Origin of the sequence: Aeromonas sp. 603607 (assembly GCF_049171595.1) — a bacterium.
GTDB lineage: Bacteria > Pseudomonadota > Gammaproteobacteria > Enterobacterales > Aeromonadaceae > Aeromonas > Aeromonas veronii.
On sequence record NZ_JAAKOV010000004.1, the window covers coordinates 81,949 to 102,865 of the forward strand.

Annotated in this window: 19 protein-coding genes; 1 reads left to right on the plus strand and 18 read right to left on the minus strand. The window is 59.4% G+C overall.

What is annotated here, in order from left to right; translation table 11 throughout:
• Positions 1 to 182: 182 nt before the first annotated feature.
• From G5315_RS05870 to G5315_RS05950, 17 genes are all read right to left on the minus strand, one after another.
• The gene (locus tag G5315_RS05870) at positions 183 to 3,839 is read right to left on the minus strand and encodes a DUF6701 domain-containing protein (RefSeq protein WP_421332701.1); all 3,657 of its coding nucleotides are present in this window, start codon (positions 3,837 to 3,839) and stop codon (positions 183 to 185) included.
• The gene (locus G5315_RS05875) at positions 3,836 to 4,261 is read right to left on the minus strand and encodes an MSHA biogenesis protein MshP (protein WP_216954499.1); all 426 of its coding nucleotides are present in this window, start codon (positions 4,259 to 4,261) and stop codon (positions 3,836 to 3,838) included. The genes G5315_RS05870 and G5315_RS05875 overlap by 4 nt, the downstream gene beginning before the upstream one ends.
• 37 nt (positions 4,262 to 4,298) lie before the next feature.
• Positions 4,299 to 5,228 (minus strand): PilW family protein, encoded by a 930-nt coding sequence (locus G5315_RS05880; protein ID WP_421205601.1) that lies wholly within the window; start codon positions 5,226 to 5,228, stop codon positions 4,299 to 4,301.
• Positions 5,228 to 5,788: a type II secretion system protein gene (locus G5315_RS05885; protein WP_128834797.1), complete on the minus strand. Its 561-nt coding sequence runs from the start codon at positions 5,786 to 5,788 to the stop codon at positions 5,228 to 5,230. The genes G5315_RS05880 and G5315_RS05885 overlap by 1 nt, the downstream gene beginning before the upstream one ends.
• Entirely contained in the window at positions 5,775 to 6,263 is a 489-nt protein-coding gene (locus G5315_RS05890; protein ID WP_128834795.1) for a type II secretion system protein, read from the minus strand. The genes G5315_RS05885 and G5315_RS05890 overlap by 14 nt, the downstream gene beginning before the upstream one ends.
• A gap of 58 nt (positions 6,264 to 6,321) precedes the next feature.
• A complete protein-coding gene (locus G5315_RS05895) occupies positions 6,322 to 6,753 on the minus strand; it encodes a prepilin-type N-terminal cleavage/methylation domain-containing protein (RefSeq protein WP_319920144.1) in 432 nt (143 codons plus the stop codon).
• Positions 6,754 to 6,767: 14 nt separating this feature from the next.
• Complete coding sequence (locus G5315_RS05900; protein WP_421332703.1) at positions 6,768 to 7,439, minus strand: type II secretion system protein; 672 nt, start codon at positions 7,437 to 7,439, stop codon at positions 6,768 to 6,770.
• A gap of 77 nt (positions 7,440 to 7,516) precedes the next feature.
• Positions 7,517 to 7,978 carry a hypothetical protein gene (locus tag G5315_RS05905; RefSeq protein WP_128834793.1) on the minus strand — a complete coding sequence of 154 codons (462 nt, stop codon included), beginning with the start codon at positions 7,976 to 7,978 and terminating at the stop codon, positions 7,517 to 7,519.
• A gap of 145 nt (positions 7,979 to 8,123) precedes the next feature.
• Positions 8,124 to 9,344, minus strand: coding sequence for a type II secretion system F family protein (locus G5315_RS05910; RefSeq protein WP_421332704.1), 1,221 nt, complete (start codon positions 9,342 to 9,344; stop codon positions 8,124 to 8,126).
• Positions 9,345 to 9,347: 3 nt separating this feature from the next.
• Positions 9,348 to 11,057: an MSHA fimbrial ATPase MshE gene (mshE, locus tag G5315_RS05915; RefSeq protein WP_236346262.1), complete on the minus strand. Its 1,710-nt coding sequence runs from the start codon at positions 11,055 to 11,057 to the stop codon at positions 9,348 to 9,350.
• Positions 11,058 to 11,130: 73 nt separating this feature from the next.
• A complete protein-coding gene (locus tag G5315_RS05920; protein ID WP_266134568.1) occupies positions 11,131 to 12,213 on the minus strand; it encodes a tetratricopeptide repeat protein in 1,083 nt (360 codons plus the stop codon).
• A complete protein-coding gene (locus tag G5315_RS05925; protein ID WP_421208888.1) occupies positions 12,210 to 13,100 on the minus strand; it encodes an ExeA family protein in 891 nt (296 codons plus the stop codon). Before G5315_RS05925 ends, G5315_RS05920 begins: the two co-directional genes overlap by 4 nt.
• 92 nt (positions 13,101 to 13,192) lie before the next feature.
• Positions 13,193 to 14,869 (minus strand): pilus (MSHA type) biogenesis protein MshL, encoded by a 1,677-nt coding sequence (mshL, locus tag G5315_RS05930; RefSeq protein ID WP_216952745.1) that lies wholly within the window; start codon positions 14,867 to 14,869, stop codon positions 13,193 to 13,195.
• A 70-nt stretch (positions 14,870 to 14,939) separates the two neighbouring features.
• Complete coding sequence (locus G5315_RS05935; RefSeq protein ID WP_106844136.1) at positions 14,940 to 15,269, minus strand: SctD/MshK family protein; 330 nt, start codon at positions 15,267 to 15,269, stop codon at positions 14,940 to 14,942.
• Positions 15,262 to 15,909 carry a type 4a pilus biogenesis protein PilO gene (gene pilO, locus G5315_RS05940; protein ID WP_266134566.1) on the minus strand — a complete coding sequence of 216 codons (648 nt, stop codon included), beginning with the start codon at positions 15,907 to 15,909 and terminating at the stop codon, positions 15,262 to 15,264. Before pilO ends, G5315_RS05935 begins: the two co-directional genes overlap by 8 nt.
• Positions 15,909 to 16,502, minus strand: a complete 594-nt coding sequence (locus tag G5315_RS05945) for a PilN domain-containing protein (RefSeq protein ID WP_128834786.1) — start codon at positions 16,500 to 16,502, stop codon at positions 15,909 to 15,911. The genes pilO and G5315_RS05945 overlap by 1 nt, the downstream gene beginning before the upstream one ends.
• A 100-nt stretch (positions 16,503 to 16,602) precedes the next feature.
• Positions 16,603 to 17,466 carry an MSHA biogenesis protein MshI gene (locus tag G5315_RS05950; RefSeq protein WP_421205609.1) on the minus strand — a complete coding sequence of 288 codons (864 nt, stop codon included), beginning with the start codon at positions 17,464 to 17,466 and terminating at the stop codon, positions 16,603 to 16,605.
• A gap of 86 nt (positions 17,467 to 17,552) precedes the next feature.
• Here G5315_RS05950 and G5315_RS05955 point away from each other — a divergent pair, with 86 nt between their 5' ends.
• Positions 17,553 to 18,476: a 1-aminocyclopropane-1-carboxylate deaminase/D-cysteine desulfhydrase gene (locus G5315_RS05955; protein ID WP_421332705.1), complete on the plus strand. Its 924-nt coding sequence runs from the start codon at positions 17,553 to 17,555 to the stop codon at positions 18,474 to 18,476.
• 64 nt (positions 18,477 to 18,540) lie between these two features.
• Here G5315_RS05955 and G5315_RS05960 read toward each other — a convergent pair whose 3' ends face one another.
• On the minus strand, positions 18,541 to 20,469 hold the full coding sequence (locus tag G5315_RS05960; RefSeq protein WP_421332707.1) for an EAL domain-containing protein: 1,929 nt from the start codon (positions 20,467 to 20,469) through the stop codon (positions 18,541 to 18,543).
• Positions 20,470 to 20,917: the final 448 nt, after the last annotated feature.

Sequence of the window (20,917 nt, forward strand, 5' to 3'; positions counted from 1 at the left end):
TTGGAGGTGCAGAAAACCGGCTAACTTTACCAATGCCCACCCCAATGGGCAAGCGCTCAAACTGTCGCCAATCAATCAGGCGCGACAAAAATGCGAGTCATCACTCACTCGCACACGCTTGCAAACACTAATAAACAAGGATTTAGGGGGATGCTGTTGAGCCATTCCTCCTTTCACATCATTCAGTGCAATACTTCGCGCCGATAAATAATTCTGTCATTACCCCGGCTGGAGCCGAAAATGGCCTCACCTTGCAGGTTGCCGTCATTGGCACTCGTTGGGTCAGACAACCAGAGTGGCTGCGACGGCTGTTTTGCCAATTCGACCTTGTAGGGGATGCGCACCGAGATGTCCGGCTTGGCAAAGTGGAACAGGATCTCCCCGTCTTTCGCCAGTGCAGCCTCCCCACCCGGTGCCGAACTGCCCAACCCCAGCTTTATCTTGCGACCCGCCCCCAGCTCCAGGTCACGGCTGGCCCCATCAAAGGTGTGACTCGGGTTGAGGAAAGTGAACCCCTGATTGGCCAAAGAGAGCTGGGTACATTGATCTTCCTTGTTCAACAACCAGTTGCCCGCTTCGTAATATTGCATCTGCTGCGGAATGGCCAGCGGCGCCGAGGCCAGGCCTGCCTCCGTGCCCGCCTGCAGGCGGCCGAAATAGGCTTTCATTGGCACACTGTCGATTAAACGGGCATTACAACCGCGGCCACTGCAGTTACCCACTACGGCATCATTGAAATTCGGGCTGGCAATCAGCGTTCTGTCGCCATCGTTATCCCTCATATAAAGGCCAAACAGCAAAGAGTTGTAGGGACCATCCGGTTGCGTGTCAGAGAGGCGCACAAACTCGCTGCTACCGGCAGTCAAAGTCGCCCGGCCATTTAGCCATGGCAACGGCTGCAAACTGCGCAAGCGGTTCGACAGGGATTTACCATCCTGGTTATTGGCAACCGAGATAAAAGCACTCCCCTTGGCAAAGGGCCCCGTATAATTCAGGGTCTGTACACCCGTCGTGTTACGAGCCAGCACATCCAGCGCAACGCCAAAGGGCTGGCCCATGTAGGAGAACGCATTGCAGGCCGGCACGATATCACCGCTGACCAGATTGAAGTCGGCAGGAATAAAACGCCCCACCGGCTGGCTCTGGGCTGATGGGATGGTGTAATTGAAGTAGCCATTGGCTGGTGGCGTCGCCGTCATCCGGAACACTCCCACCTCGCTCACAGTCTGGCTAAGGCTATTGACACTGTTGGTCGCTGCCACGTGGTTGTAAGTAGAAGTACCCAATACGGCATTGGAGCCGGGGCTTGGTGCCACCAAGGTGCTACCCAAGCCAATGCCACTCAGCACAAAGTTGGGCGTAGTCTGATTTCCTGCGCAGATATCCCCATCATTAGCCGACTCCCAGGCCATCGCCTTGATATCTACCTGAAACGTCTCCCCCGCTTTTTTGAAGACTGGACAGCTGCTATCACCTGCCGCGCATACCCCTTGCGGAGGGGTAATGCACAAGCCCACCGGACGCGCTACAAACTGATCCGCGCCGAGCATCACCAGACCGGCTTCACTGCCGGTACCATCATAACGGGCATCCAGTTGCACCTTGCCCGCGTCCGGGTACTTAACCGTTATGGTCGACTGCCCCTGAGCATCGAATGCGAGGGAGAGCGGCGTTGCAGCGCCCTGACTGGCACCAATCGTACTGCTGTTGACGCTCATCTGGCTGTTATAGGGGTTACTGGTGGGGGTGATATAGCTACCCCAGAACTTGACGCTCTTGCTCTGGTTGGCAAACCCCGGCACGCACTGCCTGGTCACGTCGCTCTTCTTGACCGCCTTGATGGTCACCGTCTGCGGCTGGTTCGAGTAGGTGTCGGGCACGTCGAAGATAAATCCGCTGTCGGCAAAGGTGAGCGTACAGGCAGCCGCACTCTTGGCGCCACCGCCAACCCGGCACAGGGTGGTACTCAACGGTTTGGTCGAGGGCGTCGAGCCGCTGACCCCGACGGTCACCGTACCGGCGGTATTCTGTCGCAGCGCCAGCGTGGTGGTTCCTCCGCTGAAGCTCACTTGATTGCCTCCCACCCAACCACCGCTGGTACTCGTTGCGGGTTGCAGGGTGGCAGTCACGGGCTCGGTCACCAACAGGCTGCAGTCGGCATTGGCACAGGCCCGAATGGTCAGGGTTTCAGGGTTGCAGGTCAGCGCATTGCCGCTGTGATCGAATTCGAAATGATCGATCTGGGTGCCCACTGGACTGGAACGCAGCGCACAGATCCGCACGTTATCGATCTCGTGGAAGTTGGTCACCGACCCGGTGGACCCAGTCAATGACAGCAGGAAGTTGCCCGGTACTGTCGCTTGGCCGGTCTGGCTCGTCATGTTGATTGGACCAACGAGCGTACGAAACCCGTCACCGCTATCCCGTTCGACGGTGGCCACCGAGTTGCCCGCCGTGCGAGAGTCGACCGTAATGCGATAGCGGTGGGGGCGATTGCTGTTGGTACCGCTGTCGACGGTCGGGTTGAGATTGCTGGCGGTTCCGGCCAGGTAGCGGTAACCGGAGGTACCGGAGCCGGATCCGCGAATAGATACGGCCTGCGGTCGGGAGCCGATATTATAAGACCCCCCCTCATTGGCGTAGTTGCCGTATTCGTCGATCCCGACACCAAGCCAGCCGCCCGCAAAACCACTGATCCCGGTCTTGAAACCGTATCCTAGGGGGCCACCAAACGCACCTGGTTGTGGCGTCAGGGTGGCATCCGAGAGCACCACCGCCATGCCATCCGCCCCGCTTGTGCCGGAAGTCTTGTAGGCGTATTGATCGAACTCGACCGTCACCAGGTTACCAGCCCCGGGGAAGAGGCGCTGGAAAGTGGCCGACGTGGCCTGGTTGGTGACGTTCTGGGTGAGACGCAGGCGACCATTCTGCACCGATGGCAATGTGCTGTTGTTGCGCTGAGCCACGACCCAACTGTCGGGGTTGATCTGGCTGCTTTCGAAACCGTCGACAAAACAGGTCAGCATCGGCGGAAGTACCGCTTCATTGATGCTGGACTGGGCATCCATGGCCAGATAGCGGGCCGTCACCCTGCCATAGACGGTGGCATTATTGTTCATGGTGAGCTTCCCATCGGCATAGAGATAACCATAAAACGTGGTGCGGTTGTCGATCACCATGTCGTTATAGTTAACCCAGATGAGACTGCCCTGATTATTGGCATTGATATTGACCGTATTGACCAGCTTGACATCCTGATTGACGAAAATCCGGGTGGTGCCACTGCCTGAGAGACGGATGGTACCGCTGTCCAGAATCAGCTTGTCGATGAAGTAATCCCCCTCCCCCAGCACCAGGATCGCGTTGTTGCGCACTGTCAGCGTCTTGATCAGGTAGGTGCTGCGGCTGGGGAACGTCATAGTGCAGTTTTCTACCGTCATCGCACCATAAGAGGTACTGGAAGCCGTTTGCGCACCGAACGAACAGAGCTGGGTCGAATTGGAGGTGATGGCGGGAAAAGCATTATTCCCGCTCAGGGACAGCCCGCGGATATCTTTGCCAGTAACGCTACAAACCATGTAGCCGCCAGTACCATCATCGCAGCGCGGCGTATTGTTCTGATCCGGCTGGATGGAGCAGAAGTTGAGAGGCAAACCGCCGGAACCGTTGATCTTGGCGTTGTTGAGTTGGCTAAGCTGGTAGCCGCTAATCTGATGGCAAACGTTATTGTTGTTGCCATGATGCCCTTGCACCACATCCGGAAAGAGCGTGCCTGTGTCGATAGGGTCGAAGGCCCAGACATGGCCAGTAAAGAGGGCAAGCGCCCATACCCATTTCATTGTCCGCCTCCGTCATACGCTTCAAGCATCAGAGTTCTGCTCACGGCAAAATCGGGACTCGCACTATCCAGTTCAGAGGAACCACAGGTTCCGACACTCTCGAGACGATAGCCATTAGTCACGGCACCGTTATAGGTCACCGGAACCTGAGTGCAACGCACAGCAACTTGGCACTGCACCAGACCGGTAACGCCGGTGAACGAGGGGGTCGGGCTGATCCAGTCACAACGATCCTGGGGAGATGGCGCAGCAGGCCGGTTCGGAAACAGCTGATACAGAGCAATCTCCAGCCCGCTCTGGGCGGCCAGCAGAGCACGCACACTGCGTACCTCCACGGTATTTTTCTCGCTACTGTCGACCAGAAAACGGCCCATGGCGGCCGCCAGCAGCGCCATCACCACGATCACAAACAGGGCGATCATCAGGGCGCTACCACGCATCCGTCCTGCCGGGAGTGCATCACGGGACATTGAACACCTCGATCTTGTGGCTGAAGGTGACCGACTCCCCCTTGCGTTCGAACAAGAACCGCATGCCAAACTCCCCTTCCGCGTTGAATGCCGATGTTTCCCGATAGAAACCGCCAGCGCGGAGCGACTCTGCCATCAGCACGCCTTGCGCAGGTAAAGGAGCACCGATTGCGGCACTGGCACGAGTGAGGGTGCCCCCATCAACGCAATAACGTACCTGTTGATTGGCAAAGTAGACACGGCTACCGGGAGAGAGGCCAGCCAGACTCTCGCTATTGGTATAGCGGATCGTTTGTGCGCCGGAGACGGGCGCCAGCACATCAGCAACCCTGGCCACACAGCGGCCATATTCACAATTGCTCAGCAGCGACCCTGCACTTGGGTCAGGTACCGGGAAAACGATCATCCAGTCACCTTTGCCGACGGCTAACGGATCTGCACTCGACGGGCTGGCAGCAGAAGCCGGGGTCGCCATCACCAGCTCAAGGGTGGCCGTGCTCCCCGACATGGCACGGTTAAGCGCCAGATAGCGGCTGGAGGTGCTGATAGGCCAGAACCGCAGGCAAGCCCCCGAGTCAACCCAGGTACCATCAAGCGTCTCGATCCGCTCCGATCCCGGCACCGCATCGCGCAGTTCGCGATTAAGCCGTTCCATGGCGAAGCGGGCATCGCTCATCAACTGCTCACGACTGCTGGCATCACCATAGATCTGGCTGCCGATGCCGATAAACTGGCTGGTAAATGTCGCCATGATGCCCAGCAGCAGGATCACCATCACCAGCTCGACCAGGGTAAAGCCACTGTTACCCCCAGGTTTACGGTAAGTTCGACTAGCCGCCAGACATAATCGGAGGCCGGAAGTGGTTACAGGAGCGGACTTTCGGACAGGCAGGCAACACCCGACAGCGGAACGATTCATCAGTAGTTCCCCCGGTAGAAGGAGAAGTCGAGTACGCTCTCATCCGGCAGCTTGATCTGCAGATCAATCCGCTTGCCCACAGAACAGGGCGCGGTACAACTCTTGAAGGTGCCATCGCTAAAATCGACGGCGCTGACCGCAATCCTGACCTGATAATTGCGATACTCCTCGCCGCTGATCCCCGCCGCCGTCTGGGTAAACCAGCTGGCATCCCGCCAGTTTCCCGCAGTATCGAAGTCATCCACATCGTTATAGGCGTAGGGAGCCGGCTCACCATCGGGGCCATAACTGCCGGAGCAGGGAGCTATGTTCACCCCCGCCACCTGCTCGCCACAACGATAACGGCCACCATTATGATCCGAATGTTCATCAAACGACTTTTGCAGGATCTCGCCGGAGAGGCGCTGGGCCAGCTGGGCGGCACGCACCTGCTGTACCGGATCCACCGCCCGGGGCGCCTGATTGATGAGTAACCCCAATATGCCGGTCAAGGCCACCGCCAGCAGCACTATGCCGACAATCAGCTCAATCAGGGTAAAGCCGCGCTTAAGGGATCTCATGGATATACCCCTCAGACTCAATCTGGATGCGGCTGGTTTCGCGACCATCACTCACCAGCAAGGTACAACCGTTGGCACAGCTGCCTAGCGGTCTGCCCATCTGATCGAAGCGGAGTACGAAGCTTCTGTTGCTGTTCAGGGAAAGCGTGATTCCGTCAGAGGCGGTCACCAGCCGACCACGGGTGCGCAGGTTATCGGTCCAACCACTGCCCAGATCATCGCTGGCGGGACACGCCGCATAAGTACGGTGGGCAAAACGGGGAGAGGCGACCACCAGCAGGGTACAGCGGTTGGCAGGCTCATGCATATTGACGGTCTGTACCAACCGCAGACGGGTCAGCAGTTCATCACGCACAGTTTGAGTTTCAACGCCGCCTTTGCCCAGCCATTTGGGCACGACAAAGGCGGCGAGAATCCCGAGTAACAGGATCACCACAACCAGTTCAATCAGGGTAAAGCCCTTGGTTGCAGGCATGGTTTTTCTCATAGGGGGAAAGAAGAAAGCGAGGCCAAAGCCTCGCTTGATAATTCAATCAGTTGCTACAACCTGTCACATCAACACTGAATGCAGCGGCTGAAGTGGCCTCATTGTATTTAACTTGGCAATTAGCGTTATTGCCAGCCGCCTTGGGCTTGAAGGTTCCTTTGGATGCAGATACTTCATCCCACCCATCTAAAGTAACGGCGTTTGCAATGGTACCTACTGTCGGATAGCCATACTTGGCATCGACGGTAGTGCCAGCAACAGAGACTGCCGCAGAAGAGTTTTCAATACCTTGGATAGCCGCCTTACTGTAAATCATCTGAGCCGCACTCTGTAGTGATGCTTTGACCCCATCAGCAGCTGCTTTACGCGCATCATCCTGCAGATTCAGGAACTTGGGTGCAGCGGTGACCGCCAGAATACCCAGAATAATGATCACGATAACCAGTTCGATAAGGGTAAAACCCGCCTGTTTTTTCATTTCACTTTCCTCTGTCAATTGATGTTGGTAGTCACCTGACCGGACGCCGGACGGTAACTGAAACTCATGAATGCATCAGTACTGCCTTGCGGATCCTGATACTTGCCATCGCTGCCCTTACTCAAACTATTGACCAGATAGTAACGACAGACCGAATCCAGTCCATTACTGCTCACAGTGGCATAGTATTTCAGGTCATTGCCGCTACCGCGTACTTCATTGAAGTTGGCCGTAGCCTTGGGCGGGTTTTGCAGCAACCCCTCCCAAATCTTGAGACAACGCTCTGCGCTCAGATTGGCCGGATCCACATCCGGATTGCCGCTAGCCGCAGTATCCATGGGATAGCCGGGAGACAACTCGCCGTTGCTGATCTGGGCATCGGTCGGCGTGGTCAGATAGAAGCGGCTGCCGTCATAGAGCACGGTATTGAGGCTATCCTGTTTGGCGCGCCCTTCCGCTTCCCACTGGGCCCGCACTAGCGACACTCCTGTTGCAAAACCACCCGAGACGCCCTCGACGCTGGCCTTTTTCGCCTCGTCGGTTACATCTAGAAAACGGGGCAACGCTGTTACCGCCAGGATCCCCAGGATCACGATAACGATCACCAGCTCAATCAGGGAGAAGCCGGCGGTCACTCTTGTCATCCCGTTATTTGACATTGATGGTGCCATTGGTTTCATTTTCATGCTCCCTTGGTAATGGCCGATATTATTTCATGCAGACCTAAAAAAATCATGTAGTTGGGTCATATGATTAGCCTCATTCAAGGCTTTTTAATCACTCGCCCGTCGGAAAACAGATAAACCAGCCAATAACCATCCCACCCCATCTCGCACCCGCTGCCATCGGGGCGGGCCAGAAACTGCAAGGGTGGCATGCCCCCCTCCGTCTCTCCCACCAACGCCAGCCACAACTGACGACAATTTTCTGATGGTGATTGCAGGGGCAACAGTCCGAGTGGCCAGCCACGCTCATCAAATTGCCAACCATGACCCGCGCTATGCAGGGTGTCGGGGCGCCGTTCATTCAGCCAGATCCCGTGCAAACGCTGTGCCCGCTCCGCAAATTGCTCCCCCAGCAGGGTGAGCGAAAGCTGTTGCGCCTCCTCCCGGTTGATCTGATAGCTGCGCACCAGGGTCGTGACGATCACCATCAGCAGGATTATCACGGCGATCCGCCGATATCCGGCCAGCCAGCGATCATCCTGTTGTGTCTGTCTGTTCATCCACTCCTCGACTCCCTCGCCCTATTGCCTCTTACGACGCTCATCATGCCCAGCCACTCAGGTGTGAAGATGCCGAGTTACTTGCTACGAACCACTCACATCCCGCTCGCATCATGTCCCACCATTCTGGCGTGAAGATACGGGGTTACTTGCCTCTTACGGCCCTCATCATGTCCCACATAGGCGTGAAGATACCCAGCGCCAGGATCAACACCATTACTGCCACGATCCCGATCAGGATCGGCTCGATGCGGGCGGTGAGACTCTTGAGGTCATAATCCACCTCGCGCTCGTAATACTCGGCCGCTTCGTGCAGCAGGTCATCGACCTGACCGGTCTCCTCACCTACGGCGATCATCTGCATCACCAGCGGGGTGAACAGGCCGCTGCTGCTGGCGGTGCGAAGCAGGCTCTCGCCCCGCTCGATACCGGCGCGCATATCCCGTACCCGCCCCGCCATATAGGCGTTATCCACCGCATCGGCCACCAGGGTCAGCGCGGTGTTCAGCGGCACCCCTGCCTTGAGCATCATGGAAAAACTGCGGGCAAAACGGGCCAGCAGGGAGCGCTCTATGATGGTGCCGACGATCGGCAACTTGAGCTGCCAGCGGTGCCAGGTCAGCTTGCCCTTGGTGGTGGCGACCCAGCGGCGCCAACCGAACACCATCCCCGCCAGAATAGTGAGCAGCAGCCACCAGTAGTTGACAAAAAAGTGCGAGGTGGCGAGCAGAATGCGGGTCGCCAGCGGCAACTCCACCCCGAATTTGGCGAACATGCCGGCAAACACCGGGATCACCATGATATTGAGGATCACCATGGCGATACCGATGGCGATCATCACGAAGCTGGGGTAGCGCATCGCGGTCTTGATCCGCTTGCGAGTCTCCAGCTCCAGCTCGAAATAGTTGGCGAGCTGCAAAAAGGACTCTTCCAGCTGACCTGTGTTCTCACCCACATGGATGATGGCGACGAACAGGCTGCTGAATACCTTGGGGTGCGCCTGCATCGAGCTGGAGAGCGGGCGACCGTTGCCAAGATCTTCCCCCAGCGAGTGAAGCGCCCGCTTGAGCGGCTTGCTGTGGGTACTCTCCTCCAACCCAGCGATGGCACGCAGGATCGGGATCCCGGCCCGGGTCAGGGCATACATCTGGCGGCTGAAGATCACCAGCTCATCCAGCTTGACGCCACCTTCCAGCAACAGTGACCAGTCGATGGCGGCGGACTTGGCCTTGCCCGGTTTGAGCTCGGTGGGCATCACACCACGGCGCATCAGCTGCTCGGCGGCCGCCATCTCGTTGGCCGCTTCGACCACGCCACTGGTGGCGTTGCCCTGGCTGTCACGCCCCTTGTAAGCAAAGTTAGCCATCGCTTACCCCAAATCCTCGGCCAGTCGCAACACCTCATCCACCGAGGTGATCCCCTGACGGGCATAATCGAGGGCAGTGAGGGCCAGCGGCCGGTAGTGTTCGTGTTGACGGGCCGCCTTGGCGAACCCTTCCGCATCGTTGCGGCGCAGGGCATCCATCATCGGCTGATCCAGCTCCAGTAGCTCGTAGACCCCGATCCGGCCGGAATAACCGGTAAAGTTGCAGCTCTGGCAACCCCGGCCCTTGTGATAGGTATGCTGGCCAGGCGCCTCGCCGGAAAGCACGGTGAGCCAGGTGGCCTGCCCTTCGTCGGGCGCCTTCTCCTCGACGCAGTGCTCACATACCCGCCGCACCAGCCGCTGGGCGACCACAGCCCGCAGGGCACTCGCCACCAGATAGCCGGGCGCCCCCATGTCGATAAGGCGCAAGGCACTGGTCACCGCATCGTTGGTGTGCAGGGTGGTCAGCACCAGGTGACCGGTGATGGCGCCACGCAGGCCGATCTCCACCGTCTCGTTGTCACGCATCTCACCCACCAGCAGGATGTCCGGATCCTGACGCAGGGTAGAACGCAACACGTGGGAAAAGGTGAGACCGATCTTGGGATTGACCTGCACCTGGCTGATACGGGGCAAACGATACTCCACCGGATCTTCGACCGTGATGATCTTGTTGCTGGACTGGTTGAGCTCGGAGAGAGCGCCATAGAGGGTGGTGGTCTTGCCGCTACCGGTGGGGCCGGTCACCAGGATCATGCCGTGCGGGCGTTTGAGCTGACGGCGGAAACGGGTCAGGATCTCCGGCGGCATGCCGGTCTCGGTCAGCGAGAGGATGCCGGAGGATTGATCCAGCAGACGCATCACCACAGACTCGCCATACTGCACCGGCATGGTGGACATCCGCACATCCACATCACGGCCGCGCACCTTCATATTGAAACGGCCATCCTGCGGCAGCCGCTTCTCGGAGATATCGAGCCCGGCCACCAGCTTGAGGCGCAGCACCAGCGCCTGGGCGATGCGTACCTCATTGAGGATGTTTTCGTGGAGAATGCCGTCGATCCGCTGGCGAATGCGCAGCACCTTCTCGTCCGGCTCGATGTGGATATCCGACGCGCCCACCTGTACCGCATCCTCGAACAGGGAACGCAGCAACTTGGCTACCGTCGCCTCCCCCTCGTCACTGGCCCCCAGATTACCGGAACCCAACTCGAAGCCGGAGTCCTGATACTCCTCCTGCAGCTGTTCGGCGAAGCTCTCAATCTCGCGGGTACGGCGATAGAGGCGGTCAAAATAGTCCAGCAACTGCCCTTCCCGCGCGACCGCCAGCACCATCTCCCGCGGGCTCAGCAGGGCGGCGATGGCATCCAGCGCACTCAAGTCCGCCGGATCCGACATCGCCACCGTCACCTTGTTGTCGGTGAGGTTGACTGCCAGCGCCCGATAACGGCGCGCCTGCACTTCGGGCAGCAACGGCACCGCGGCGGCGTCAATGGTGAGGTTATTGAGATCGAAGAAGGGCACATCCAGCTGGCGAGCGAGGAACTGCAGCAGCTGTACCTCGCTGATAAAGCCGAGGTCAATCAGAGTGGTACCCAGTTTGCGTCCGGTCTGACGCTGCTGCTGCAAGGCAAGCTGCAACTGATCATCAGAGATGATCTGCTCCTGGACCAGCAGGTCGCCGAGGCGCATTTTCAGTCTGGGTTGTGCCATGTTTGCTCCGATATCTGTTACTTCACACCCGTTGCCGCATCCGATGAGTCTTCGCTCATCGAATCTGCGTTTATCAAGGGGTTAGTTGGCCAATTCGTTGTTCCAGCCAGTTGGTCGACGCCTCGCCGAGATTGCCGTGCAGCAGGGCGTTGCGATAGGCATCGAGTGCCCGCTGGCTGTGCCCCTGACCATCCTCGGCGACACCGAGACCAAGCCACCAGCGGCCCTGATCCGGCTGCTGGCGCAGCAGCTTCACATAGAGCGCCGCCGCATCGGCATTTTGACCCAGCTCCTGGGTCAGACCCGCCCAAGTGGCGTAATAGTCCAGGTTGCTGGCAAGATCAGGTTGATAACCGGACAACCAGCCAAGCGCCTGCTGTTGCTGCCCCTCGTTGATGGCAAGACGGGCCAGCAGCAGACGAAAATCGGCCTGTTGGGGATCGAGCCGGATCCCCTCCTCCAGCAGCTGGCGCGCCTCGGTCAGGCGCCCCTCGCCGTAGAGCAACCCCGCCAGTTGCTCGCGCGCCCCCTGGTTATAGGGATCGTGGGCCAGCACCTGATAGTAGTTGTCCTGCGCATCCCGCAGGCTTCCCTTGGCCATGGCGGTCGTCGCCTTGCGCTCCGCCAGTGCCGCCAGCTCCTTGGCCGACAGCTCGACCGTCTCGATCTTCAATATGCCCGGTTTACGCGGGGCGCTGGCGACAGCCTGCTGCTCTGCCGCCAGTTCGGCGTAGAGCTCGGGCTGCAGCTCTTCATCGGTCGGCTCCGAATCGTCAACATCGCTGGAGGCATCAAAGGGGGCACCATCGGCCATCTCTCCCTCTACCTGCCCGCCAGCGGTATCAGCCACTCTCTCATCCCCACCCGGCAACGGCAGCGCAGCGGCCACTGCGACCGGCTCGGGCGGATTGACTGGCTCGGCGGCCCGTGTCACCACATCGGGAACCACCACTTCGCTGGCGGCGACGACAGGGTGTGTCTGCTGCCAGTAGATCCAGGTGCGCCAACCGAGGATCCCCAATGCCAGACCACAGATCAGGGTCAGCAGCAACATCCACCACCCCTGCTGGCGCGCAGGGGCAATATAGACGGCAGTTCCCTCGGCGCCTTGCTGGCGCCGATCCAGATCTTTCAGCATCTGGTTGATAACGCTCATGGCCAGACTCCATAAGCCAGGGCGCACCCCAGCAACAGTAACAGGGGCCACCAGCGCAATGGCGCAAAGCGGCTGGCATCGTCGGTATCGCGAATGGCGAGCCTCACCAGACGGCTATCGATCCGGCGCCTCCCCTGACCGTAGGCCAGCATCAGGCACTTGTGCGCCAGGATGTTGATAAGTCTCGGGATCCCTCGCGAGGCCCGCCACAGCATCCGCATGGCGCGGCCGGCAAACAGTGGTGCCCCGCGGTAGCCGGAGACCTGCAATCTGTGCTCCAGATAGGCGCGGGTCTCGTCAAAGCGCAGCGGGCGCAGGCAGTATGAAAAGCCGATCCGCTGGCGCAGTTGGCGCAGGTGGGGCCTGGCCAGTCTGATATCCAGCTCCGGCTGGCCGAACAGCACAATCTGCAGCAGCTTGCTCGATTCGGTCTCGAGATTGCCAAACAGGCGAATCGCCTCCAGAGTCTCGTCAGGCAGCGCCTGGGCCTCATCGATCAGCACCACCACCCGACTGCCCTGCTGGTGCAGGCTGATCAGGTGACGATGGATGCGATCGGTAAGATCCAGCTCACTCTGCTCCCGCACCGACAACCCCAGTTCCAGCGCCAGCGCTGTGCGCAGCTCGGCCGGGCTGAGGTGGGGATTGGGCAACCAGGCGAGCCGCACCGGGCACTCTTCCGAGCCCAGCTCGCTCAGCAGTTTTCGGCAGAGCAGGGTCTTGCCGGTACCCACCTCGCCGGTCACCTTGATAAATCCCTCCCCTTGCGCCAACGCCCAATTGAGCACCTGTTGCGCCTCCTCGTGAGGGGGCAGGCCGTAGTAGAAGCCGGTATTGGGGGTGAGGCCGAACGGCGCCTCCTGCAGGCCGAAGTGGCTCAGGTACATGGGCGCTCACCAGCCAGTACGGGGAACCTGCGACCGCGAGCCTCGGCCCGCAGTACGGCGGAATGGAAAGATGCCAATCGCCAGCTCATGGCTTACCCCTTCGCCGGATACCACTTGTCGAGCAGATCTGCGGAACGCTGCAGCTCGTTTTGCCAGGTATCTTTCTCCACCACGGTCGGTTTGAGCATGATCACCAGCTCCACCTTCTTGGTGCTCTCGCGACGATTGGTAAAGGCTTCGCCCACCCAGGGAATATCTCCCAGCAGCGGCACCTTGCTGACGATCTCCTGCTTGTCGGTCTTCATCAGACCACCGATGACGATAATGTCGCCGTTATTGGCCTGCACCACGGTATCGGACTCGCGGATCGAGCTCTTGGCGAGCGGCAGCTCCAGCGGTTTGGCGGTACCGACGTTGATGGTCTTCTTCTGCTCTTCTGTGTCGATAACGGAAGGGTGGATATGGAGCAGCACCTTGCCCTCTTCATCGATTTGCGGCGTTACGTCCAGCGCAATACCGGAGAAGAAGGGGGTCAGCTCCACATTGGGGGTCACGATAGGTTCGGCCGTGCCGGTCGAGGTCACCGTAGTGGTCGAGGCATTGGTGACGAAATATTCGTCCGTCCCCACCTTGATCACCGCCTTCTGGTTGTTGGTCGCAGTGACCCTCGGGCTGGAGAGGGTATTCACATCGCCCTGGGTCTTGAGCAGGTTGACCGCCACCTCGAAGTTGCCATCAGAGATCGTGAAACCGGCGCCGCCGCCCAGCGCACTGAAGATCTGGTTGGGGGTGGTGGGCAGCTGGGTCTTGGCAAGTGACTGGCCGCCGGTAATACCCTTGCCGCCATCCCAACTGGCGGAGAGACCGCTCCAGTCAACCCCCTGCTCATACCCTTCGTTGAGGGCGACTTCGATGATCCGCGCCTCCAGCACCACCTGGCGCTTGAGGTGACTCTCGGATTGATTGAGGAATTCACGTACCGCCTTGAGCTCCTTCGGATAGGCGCGAATAGTGACCAGACCCGCCTGCGGGCTGGTAATCACGGCGCGACCATCACCCGTGCCAATCAGGGTCTGCAGGGAGTCGCGCAGATCGGTCCAGTAGTCGCTGTTGGTGTCAGTCTCGATCCGGGTACCGTTGCTGTTGTCACCGCTCGAGTTGTTGCTGGAGGAGCTGTTGCTGCCGCTGTTGTTGGACGCGCTGTCGAAACTGCTGTTATTGCTGCCATTGTTGTTGTCATTGGCAGTCACCCCGCCGGTGCTGACCGAGGTGCGGGATAGGCCACGGCGGGACATCATCAGATAGTTGACCGGAATGGTTTCGGTGCGCAGACCCGCCGGATAGATGTGGAAGACATTGCCCTTGCGCTGCACGTCGAAGCCATACATGTCACCTACCACCGCCAGCACCTCCGGCAGGGTCACATCCTTGAGCTCGACCGAGACCAGCCCGGCCACCCCGGGATGAACCGCCACGCTGTAGCGGGAGCCCTTGAACAGGGAACCGAAAAACTCCACCGCCTCCACGTCGTGAGCCGCGATGCGCAGCCGCTTCTCCGGCATGCCGACCGGCATCTGCGGCCGGTTCAGCTGCAGCAATTCACTCTGCACCGATTTGGGCAAGGCGGTCAGCGGGGCAGCCTGCTTCTGCTGTTCGTTCATGGCCTGTTTGAGAGCATCCTTGGCCTGGGTCGGCTCGGGGTGCTGATACGTGGTACAGCCTGCGGCCATCATGGCCATGGTGATCAGACAGAGACGGTGTTTTTTCATGTAATTAGAGCACCCTGACTTGCAATTAAACTCGATAAAGCCGCTCCACCTCTCGAAAGGCAAGCACGACTCAAACCCGGATCTTGCTGGCAAAGAGTGTGACCGCGTGGCGTTTGCCCGCCTTTTCCAGCACCACGGCATCTGCCGTGATGGCCACCAGCGTATAGCCATCCACCTGTTGCCCGACCCGATAACTCTTGCCATTGAGCACCGCCAGCGCCGGGCCATTGCCCAGCACCACACTCTGCAGCTTCGGTAAACCGGTGTTGCTCTCGCCGGTCGCACGGGCGCCAATCGCCACATCCGCCAGCGGTGCGGTGGGATCCTGCAATACCTCGACCTGCTCCGCCTTTACCAGCACGCTGAACAGGCAACAGCACAACGCAAACACTCTAGCCACGGATAAACTCCTTGCTGGTACTCAGGGTGTAGATCTCCATCTCCACCACCGCGCCGGGATAGGATTTGACCCGGTAGTCGAACTGCTTCCAGTAAAAGTGGCGCGGCAAGGCTTCCAGCGCTTTAAGATATTGATAAACATCGAAATAGCCACCTTCAAGCTGAAGCCGGATACCATGTTTGTAGAGATTGACCTTCTGTTCTCCCGCCATCAGCGGGGTCGGCTCCAGCGAACTGAGCGCCAGCATGTGAAGGTTGGCGGAGCGGGAGAGCAGCGCCTCCAGCACCTGCGGCATCTCGTGCGCCGGGATCAGATCGACGGTCTGGGCCTTCAGCTCATCGTCGATCCGGGCCAGATCCGCTTCGACCTGCGCCAGCTGGTCGCGAACGCCCTGATTGGGATCCCGCTTGAGCCGAGCCTGTTTGCCGAGGTTCTCCAGCTCCATGATTTCGAGGTCGCGCTCGGCGGCGCTCAGGGCCATGCGATCCTGCTGCAGGCGGGTATCGGCGCCATCGAGCCAACCGTAGATGCTACCAGCGCCCAGCAAAACCAGACCGGTAAGCAGGATCAACACCCGCTCCCGCTGGCTCAACAGGGCGATACGCTGGCCCCACGCCTGCCATTGTGCTTTCAGGTTCATCAGGGTTTCTCCCGCGCGATGCCGCTCAACTGGAATGTCAGACGACCCTCCTCGTCACGGCCGAGGGTCAGTTCACCAAACTCCTTGCCTACCAGACTCGGGGTCTGCTTGAAGCGGTTGACCCAGGCCGGCACATCCTGACTGCGTCCGGCAAAACCGGAGAGGTTGATCCGCCCTTCGTTGATCTCGATGCGCTGCAACGAGAGGTTGCTGCTGCGAATGCGGGAGAGATCCGCCATCACGCTGGCATAGCCCTGGGATTTTTGCAGAGACAGGCTACCGAGCTGACGCATCAGCCCCTGCTTGGCGGTCAGCTCATCCCGTTTATTGACCAGTTGCTGTTGCAGCCGGGGATCCGCCTGATGGCGCGCCAGCTCGGCATCGAGGCGTCTGGCCTCGCTGCGCTTGAGCTCCAGCTCGGCGGTGCGTTGCGCTAGCGCCCGGCTGACCTGTTGCTGCTGCCAGCTGTAACCGATAGCCGTTAGCAGGATCAGCAACAGCGCAACACCCCATACCAACGCCATCTGATTGAGGCTGGCCCACTGCCGCTTGGGACGAAACTCGGCACCATAGAGATTTATCTGACGTTTCATCACGCATCCTCCCCGATGGCGGCTGCGTAGGCAGAAAGGTATTCGACGCCAGCCAGCAACATTGTCTTGTTGACCATGGCAGCAAGGGGGAATAACACTCTCATTGATCATCCCCCAATGCGGCAGCATAAGCCGAGAGGTATTCGACGCCGGCCAGCACCGCCTTGTTGGCCATGGCGGAGACGGCAAAGCCGAAGGTCTGCTCCATGTGACGCACCAGGGTACCGATAAAGGGCGAAGCGACGGCAAACTGCATCTGCCCCAGCTCGGGCAATTTGAGCTGGCCCGCCAGATAGTCGAGGGAGCGCTGGATCTCCAGCGCCAGTGAATCGAGCAGCATGGCGTCAGGCTCATGTTCGCCGGTCAGGCTGGTGAAACCGCGCAGCTGGCGGGAGAAGCAGAGCCCCCCCTGATGGAAGACCAGCAGTTGCAGATCCTGCCCCTTGGGCTGCCACAGCAGCATGCGCACAGTGTCATCCGCTTCATAGAGAGAGGTGAGCGCCAGCTCGTCGCTGATGATGGATTGCAGGGTGGCGATGCCGTTGATGGCATCGGCCAGCTGTTGCACCCGGCTCTTAGGCAGGCAGATCACATTGATGCGCGGACGACCGGCAGGCGGGGTGGGCAAGTCCACATAATCCATCGCCAGTTGCAGCACGGGTTCGCTGACATAGTCCTTGATGGCCCAGGGGAGCGCCCCCGCCATCTCGGCGTCAGGCACGGCAGGCTTGTCGATCTGGATCTGTTGATAAAGGCTGGCGGCGAGGGCTACCCGCACTTTAGACTTGGCCAGCCCATAACGGCTGAACAGCTCGTTCATGGCCACAGCCCACTCCTGTGGGCCGTTGATGGTGCGCGTCGCGAAGACGGGGGGATTGCCCACTGCAGCCAGCATGATCCTGTCATTGGCCAACAAGAGCCCGACCTGGCGGCTTGGCGTCGACCGTCTGAACAGTTTTTTCATGTAAGCCCGCCCATCAATAGTGATTAAATGTATGAAATATTAACATAAACAGCAGATTAGCCTCTATATAAAAGACGGACTCACCATTGCAAGCCAGCCTTCCAGCCGAGCCAGAGGGGTCAGCTATCCTGCCCTCCCCCCTGCACCCCCTCCACCACCCGTTGCTGACCCGCTACGGCGTCGAACTCTGGTGCAAGCGGGATGATCTGATCCATCCGACCATCTCCGGCAACAAGTGGCGCAAGCTCAAATACCACCGGCTTCATGCCAGAGAGCACGGCAAACGGCATCTACTCTCGTTTGGCGGCGCCTACTCCAATCACATCCATGCACTGGCAGCAGCAGGGTGCCAATCTGGCCTTCGAACTACCGGTATCATACGGGGCGAATCTGATGCCGTCAGCAATACCACCCTGAGGGATGCCAGACGCTGGGGTATGGATCTCGTTTTCGTCGACCGCCAGAGTTACCGCCGTCGCCAGGATCCCGACTGGCTGGCCCAATTCGATGCACCCGATACCCTGATCGTGCCGGAAGGGGGCAGCAGCCCGCTGGCCATCCCCGGGGTTGCCGAACTGGTCGGCGAGGTACCCTTCTCGCCGGATCTCTGGGTACTGCCCTGTGCCAGCGGCGGCACCCTGGCGGGCCTAATCGCTGGCAAACAGGACCGGGAGCAGATCCTCGCCATTGCGGTACTGAAAGGAGGCGGCTTTATCGCTGACGAGGTGTGTCGCCTCCATCCCGCTGCCGCCAGCATCCCCGGCTGGCGGGTCGCACTCGATCACCACGATGGTGGCTACGCCAAATTCAGCCCGGCCCTCTGGCAGTGGGTTCAAGATTTCAGCGCCGAAACAGGTCTGCCTTTGGAGCCCATCTACAGCGGCAAGGCGATGTGGGGGCTGTTTCGCGAGCTGGCTGCGGGCCGCATCGCCCCCGGCAGCAAGATTGTCTTTATCCATACCGGCGGCATGCAGGGATTGGCCGGACTGCGGGAGCAGGGGCGACTGTGAGCCCCGCCTGACGGCAACCGAAAACGAGAGAGGGTCGCCCCACGACGACCCTCTCTCATTTATCTCAATCACCACCCGGCTCCAGCACCAACCGGCGTGGTTCGGCAAACCAGAGCCCCTGCCCGGCATGCACCCCGAGGTGGCGCAGCATCTTCCACTCATCGCCACTCTCTACCCCCACCGCCAGCACCCGGGTACGGGTATTGGCGCAGCCCCCCACCAGACTGCGGACCGCCATCTGGTTCACCTGTCGGGCATGGATCTCCCGCACCAGGCTGGGGTGCAGCTTGAGGAAGTTGATCTCGAACTCCTTGATGTACTGGGTGCTCACCACATCCTGGCCAGCATGATCGATGGCCAGCTGGCAGCCCAGCATCCGCAGGGAGCGCAGCGGCCGCTTGAGTGCTTCGAAGTGGCGTGTTACCTGAGCCTCCGAGAGCTGCAGGATCAACCGCTCGTTGGTGCTGCGCGGCAGCTGGAACAGGGCGAAGAAGAGCCAGCGCTGGAACTCGCGGTTGAGCAGACTCTGGGCACTCAGGGTCAGAGTGATGGGACAGCTCTGCTCGGAACGCTGGCGCAGCAACACCAGCGTTTGCTCCGCCACCAGCCGATCCAGTTGCAGCAGCAGGCCCACCTTCTCCGCCATTGGCATAAAGATCCCAGCTTGCAGTTCCCGCCCCTGCTCATCGTGGATATAGGTGAGCAGATCCTGCTGCAGTACCACCTGATCCCGATCCTGCTGGACCGGTTGGGTATAAAAATCGATCCCCTGCTCTTCAAGACGGCGACTGATGAGGGTGCGCCAGCGCACCGTCCCCTTGCTGCTCTGCTCCTCGTCCAGCTGCTTCTCGTAGAGGAACCAGCCGTTGTGCCCCTGCAGACGTGCACTCTTGAGGGCCAGCTCGGCCTCCTCCTGCACCTTGAGCAGAGTGTCTTGCGCCTGGTAGCAGACAGCCCCGATATAGATGGCCGTCTCCGGATTGACCTGCTGCGGCCAGTGTAGCCGTTGCAGACTCTTGAGCAGCTGGCTGGCACTGTCCACCATCTCGCTCTCCGACATGTTGGGCAACAATACCGCAAAGACATGTCCGGCATAACGAGCCTGCAAGGCACCGTTATGCTTGCGCACAAAAGCACTGATCACGGCGCTCGCCTCCAGCAGCAGATCATGCCCCTGCAGCTCGAACTGCTCCGCTTCCAGCTCTTCCAGACAGGCGAGTTCAATCAGCAAGACACCGCCACTCATCACGCTCGCCTCCATGATAGCGCTCTCGAGCCGGTTATCGAAGAAGAGGCGGTTGCCGATGCCGGTCATCTTGTCGACGAAGGCGTTGCTGCGAATGAAGTTGTCGAAGCGGCTGCGCTCCTTGCGGGCATCCGCCAGCTCGGCGAGCAGATGATCGAGGGCCTGACTGGCGGCCACCGGCCACTCTTCGGCGGGGTCATGGCTTAGTTTGGAGAGCTTGTCATCGAGGATCAGCTGGGCGCGAATGCCCAGCAGCTCGGCGCCGCGCAACTGCTGACGCAACCAGCGGATGGAGTACCAGAGACCGAACACCACGATGAAGATCCCGAACGAGATGCCCGACATCGCCTTGATGGAGTACTCCGCCTCCTTGAAGGGGCGCTCCAGCTTGAAGCTGGCCTGCATGCCAGCCTGATGGGGCAGCGGATGGCTGTATGGCACCAGCAGCGGTTCATCAACCGGACGCTGTACGTCACGGAACCAGTAGACCCGCTGGTCATTCTGGCGCACCTCCAGCTCCACCACATGAGCCGCCCGCAGCAAGGTGGGCAACCAGCGGCTCATATCCTCCATACCGTGAGCAACGTCGAGTTGCTTGTCGATCACCTCGACCAGCGCATCGACCTTCTTTTGCTGCAACTCCATGCCCAGCTCGCGAAAGCTGAACACCCCGCCAATCAGCACGGTCGCCATGGCAGCGATCACGCACAAGGTAATAAACGAGACAAGATGTGTTGTGAGTTTCATGTGCCTTTCCGTGTGCCCGGCATCATCCATTGGAGTTCATGGTAGCAGTGGCGCTGTGGCCATCACTATGGACGGGGATCCCGCTTCTGTAATTTAAGCGGGGCAGCATACCCAAAGCAGCGGGAGAATACCAAGGAAGGTACACAGGTGGAGCAGGGGAAGATAGCAGACAGAAAAATGGTCCCTCAAAAGGGACCAAAAGGAACACTCATATCAAAACTAACACTCTGTGCTACTGACAAAAAACAGATACAGGAGTATTGAACACACGGTGAGTCAAACCGCAGGGGTACTCTAAAGCAGTTCGGATAAGTTGAGCAATTGTCATTTATGACAGGTCAGCGATTGAATCTTTTCAAGGTTAATAATAAAAACATTTAAAATCATACATTTAAAAAATCATCCAATAAGTGTGACAAGTAGATCTCAAATTGATTGTACTAATGCA

Bases quoted from the DNA above. Each gene is read 5' to 3' on its own strand.
- G5315_RS05905 (WP_128834793.1), bottom strand. From the start codon at position 7,978: ATGAACAGACAGACACAACAGGATGATCGCTGGCTGGCCGGATATCGG.
- G5315_RS05920 (WP_266134568.1), bottom strand. From the start codon at position 12,213: ATGAGCGTTATCAACCAGATGCTGAAAGATCTGGATCGGCGCCAGCAA.
- G5315_RS05910 (WP_421332704.1), bottom strand. From the start codon at position 9,344: ATGGCTAACTTTGCTTACAAGGGGCGTGACAGCCAGGGCAACGCCACC.
- G5315_RS05875 (WP_216954499.1), bottom strand. From the start codon at position 4,261: ATGATCGCCCTGTTTGTGATCGTGGTGATGGCGCTGCTGGCGGCCGCC.
- G5315_RS05885 (WP_128834797.1), bottom strand. From the start codon at position 5,788: ATGAGATCCCTTAAGCGCGGCTTTACCCTGATTGAGCTGATTGTCGGC.
- G5315_RS05925 (WP_421208888.1), bottom strand. From the start codon at position 13,100: ATGTACCTGAGCCACTTCGGCCTGCAGGAGGCGCCGTTCGGCCTCACC.
- G5315_RS05900 (WP_421332703.1), bottom strand. From the start codon at position 7,439: ATGAAAATGAAACCAATGGCACCATCAATGTCAAATAACGGGATGACA.
- G5315_RS05870 (WP_421332701.1), bottom strand. From the start codon at position 3,839: ATGAAATGGGTATGGGCGCTTGCCCTCTTTACTGGCCATGTCTGGGCC.
- G5315_RS05895 (WP_319920144.1), bottom strand. From the start codon at position 6,753: ATGAAAAAACAGGCGGGTTTTACCCTTATCGAACTGGTTATCGTGATC.
- pilO (WP_266134566.1), bottom strand. From the start codon at position 15,909: ATGAACCTGAAAGCACAATGGCAGGCGTGGGGCCAGCGTATCGCCCTG.
- mshE (WP_236346262.1), bottom strand. From the start codon at position 11,057: ATGGCACAACCCAGACTGAAAATGCGCCTCGGCGACCTGCTGGTCCAG.
- G5315_RS05950 (WP_421205609.1), bottom strand. From the start codon at position 17,466: ATGAAAAAACTGTTCAGACGGTCGACGCCAAGCCGCCAGGTCGGGCTC.
- G5315_RS05880 (WP_421205601.1), bottom strand. From the start codon at position 5,228: ATGAATCGTTCCGCTGTCGGGTGTTGCCTGCCTGTCCGAAAGTCCGCT.
- G5315_RS05890 (WP_128834795.1), bottom strand. From the start codon at position 6,263: ATGCCTGCAACCAAGGGCTTTACCCTGATTGAACTGGTTGTGGTGATC.
- mshL (WP_216952745.1), bottom strand. From the start codon at position 14,869: ATGAAAAAACACCGTCTCTGTCTGATCACCATGGCCATGATGGCCGCA.
- G5315_RS05960 (WP_421332707.1), bottom strand. From the start codon at position 20,469: ATGAAACTCACAACACATCTTGTCTCGTTTATTACCTTGTGCGTGATC.
- G5315_RS05945 (WP_128834786.1), bottom strand. From the start codon at position 16,502: ATGAAACGTCAGATAAATCTCTATGGTGCCGAGTTTCGTCCCAAGCGG.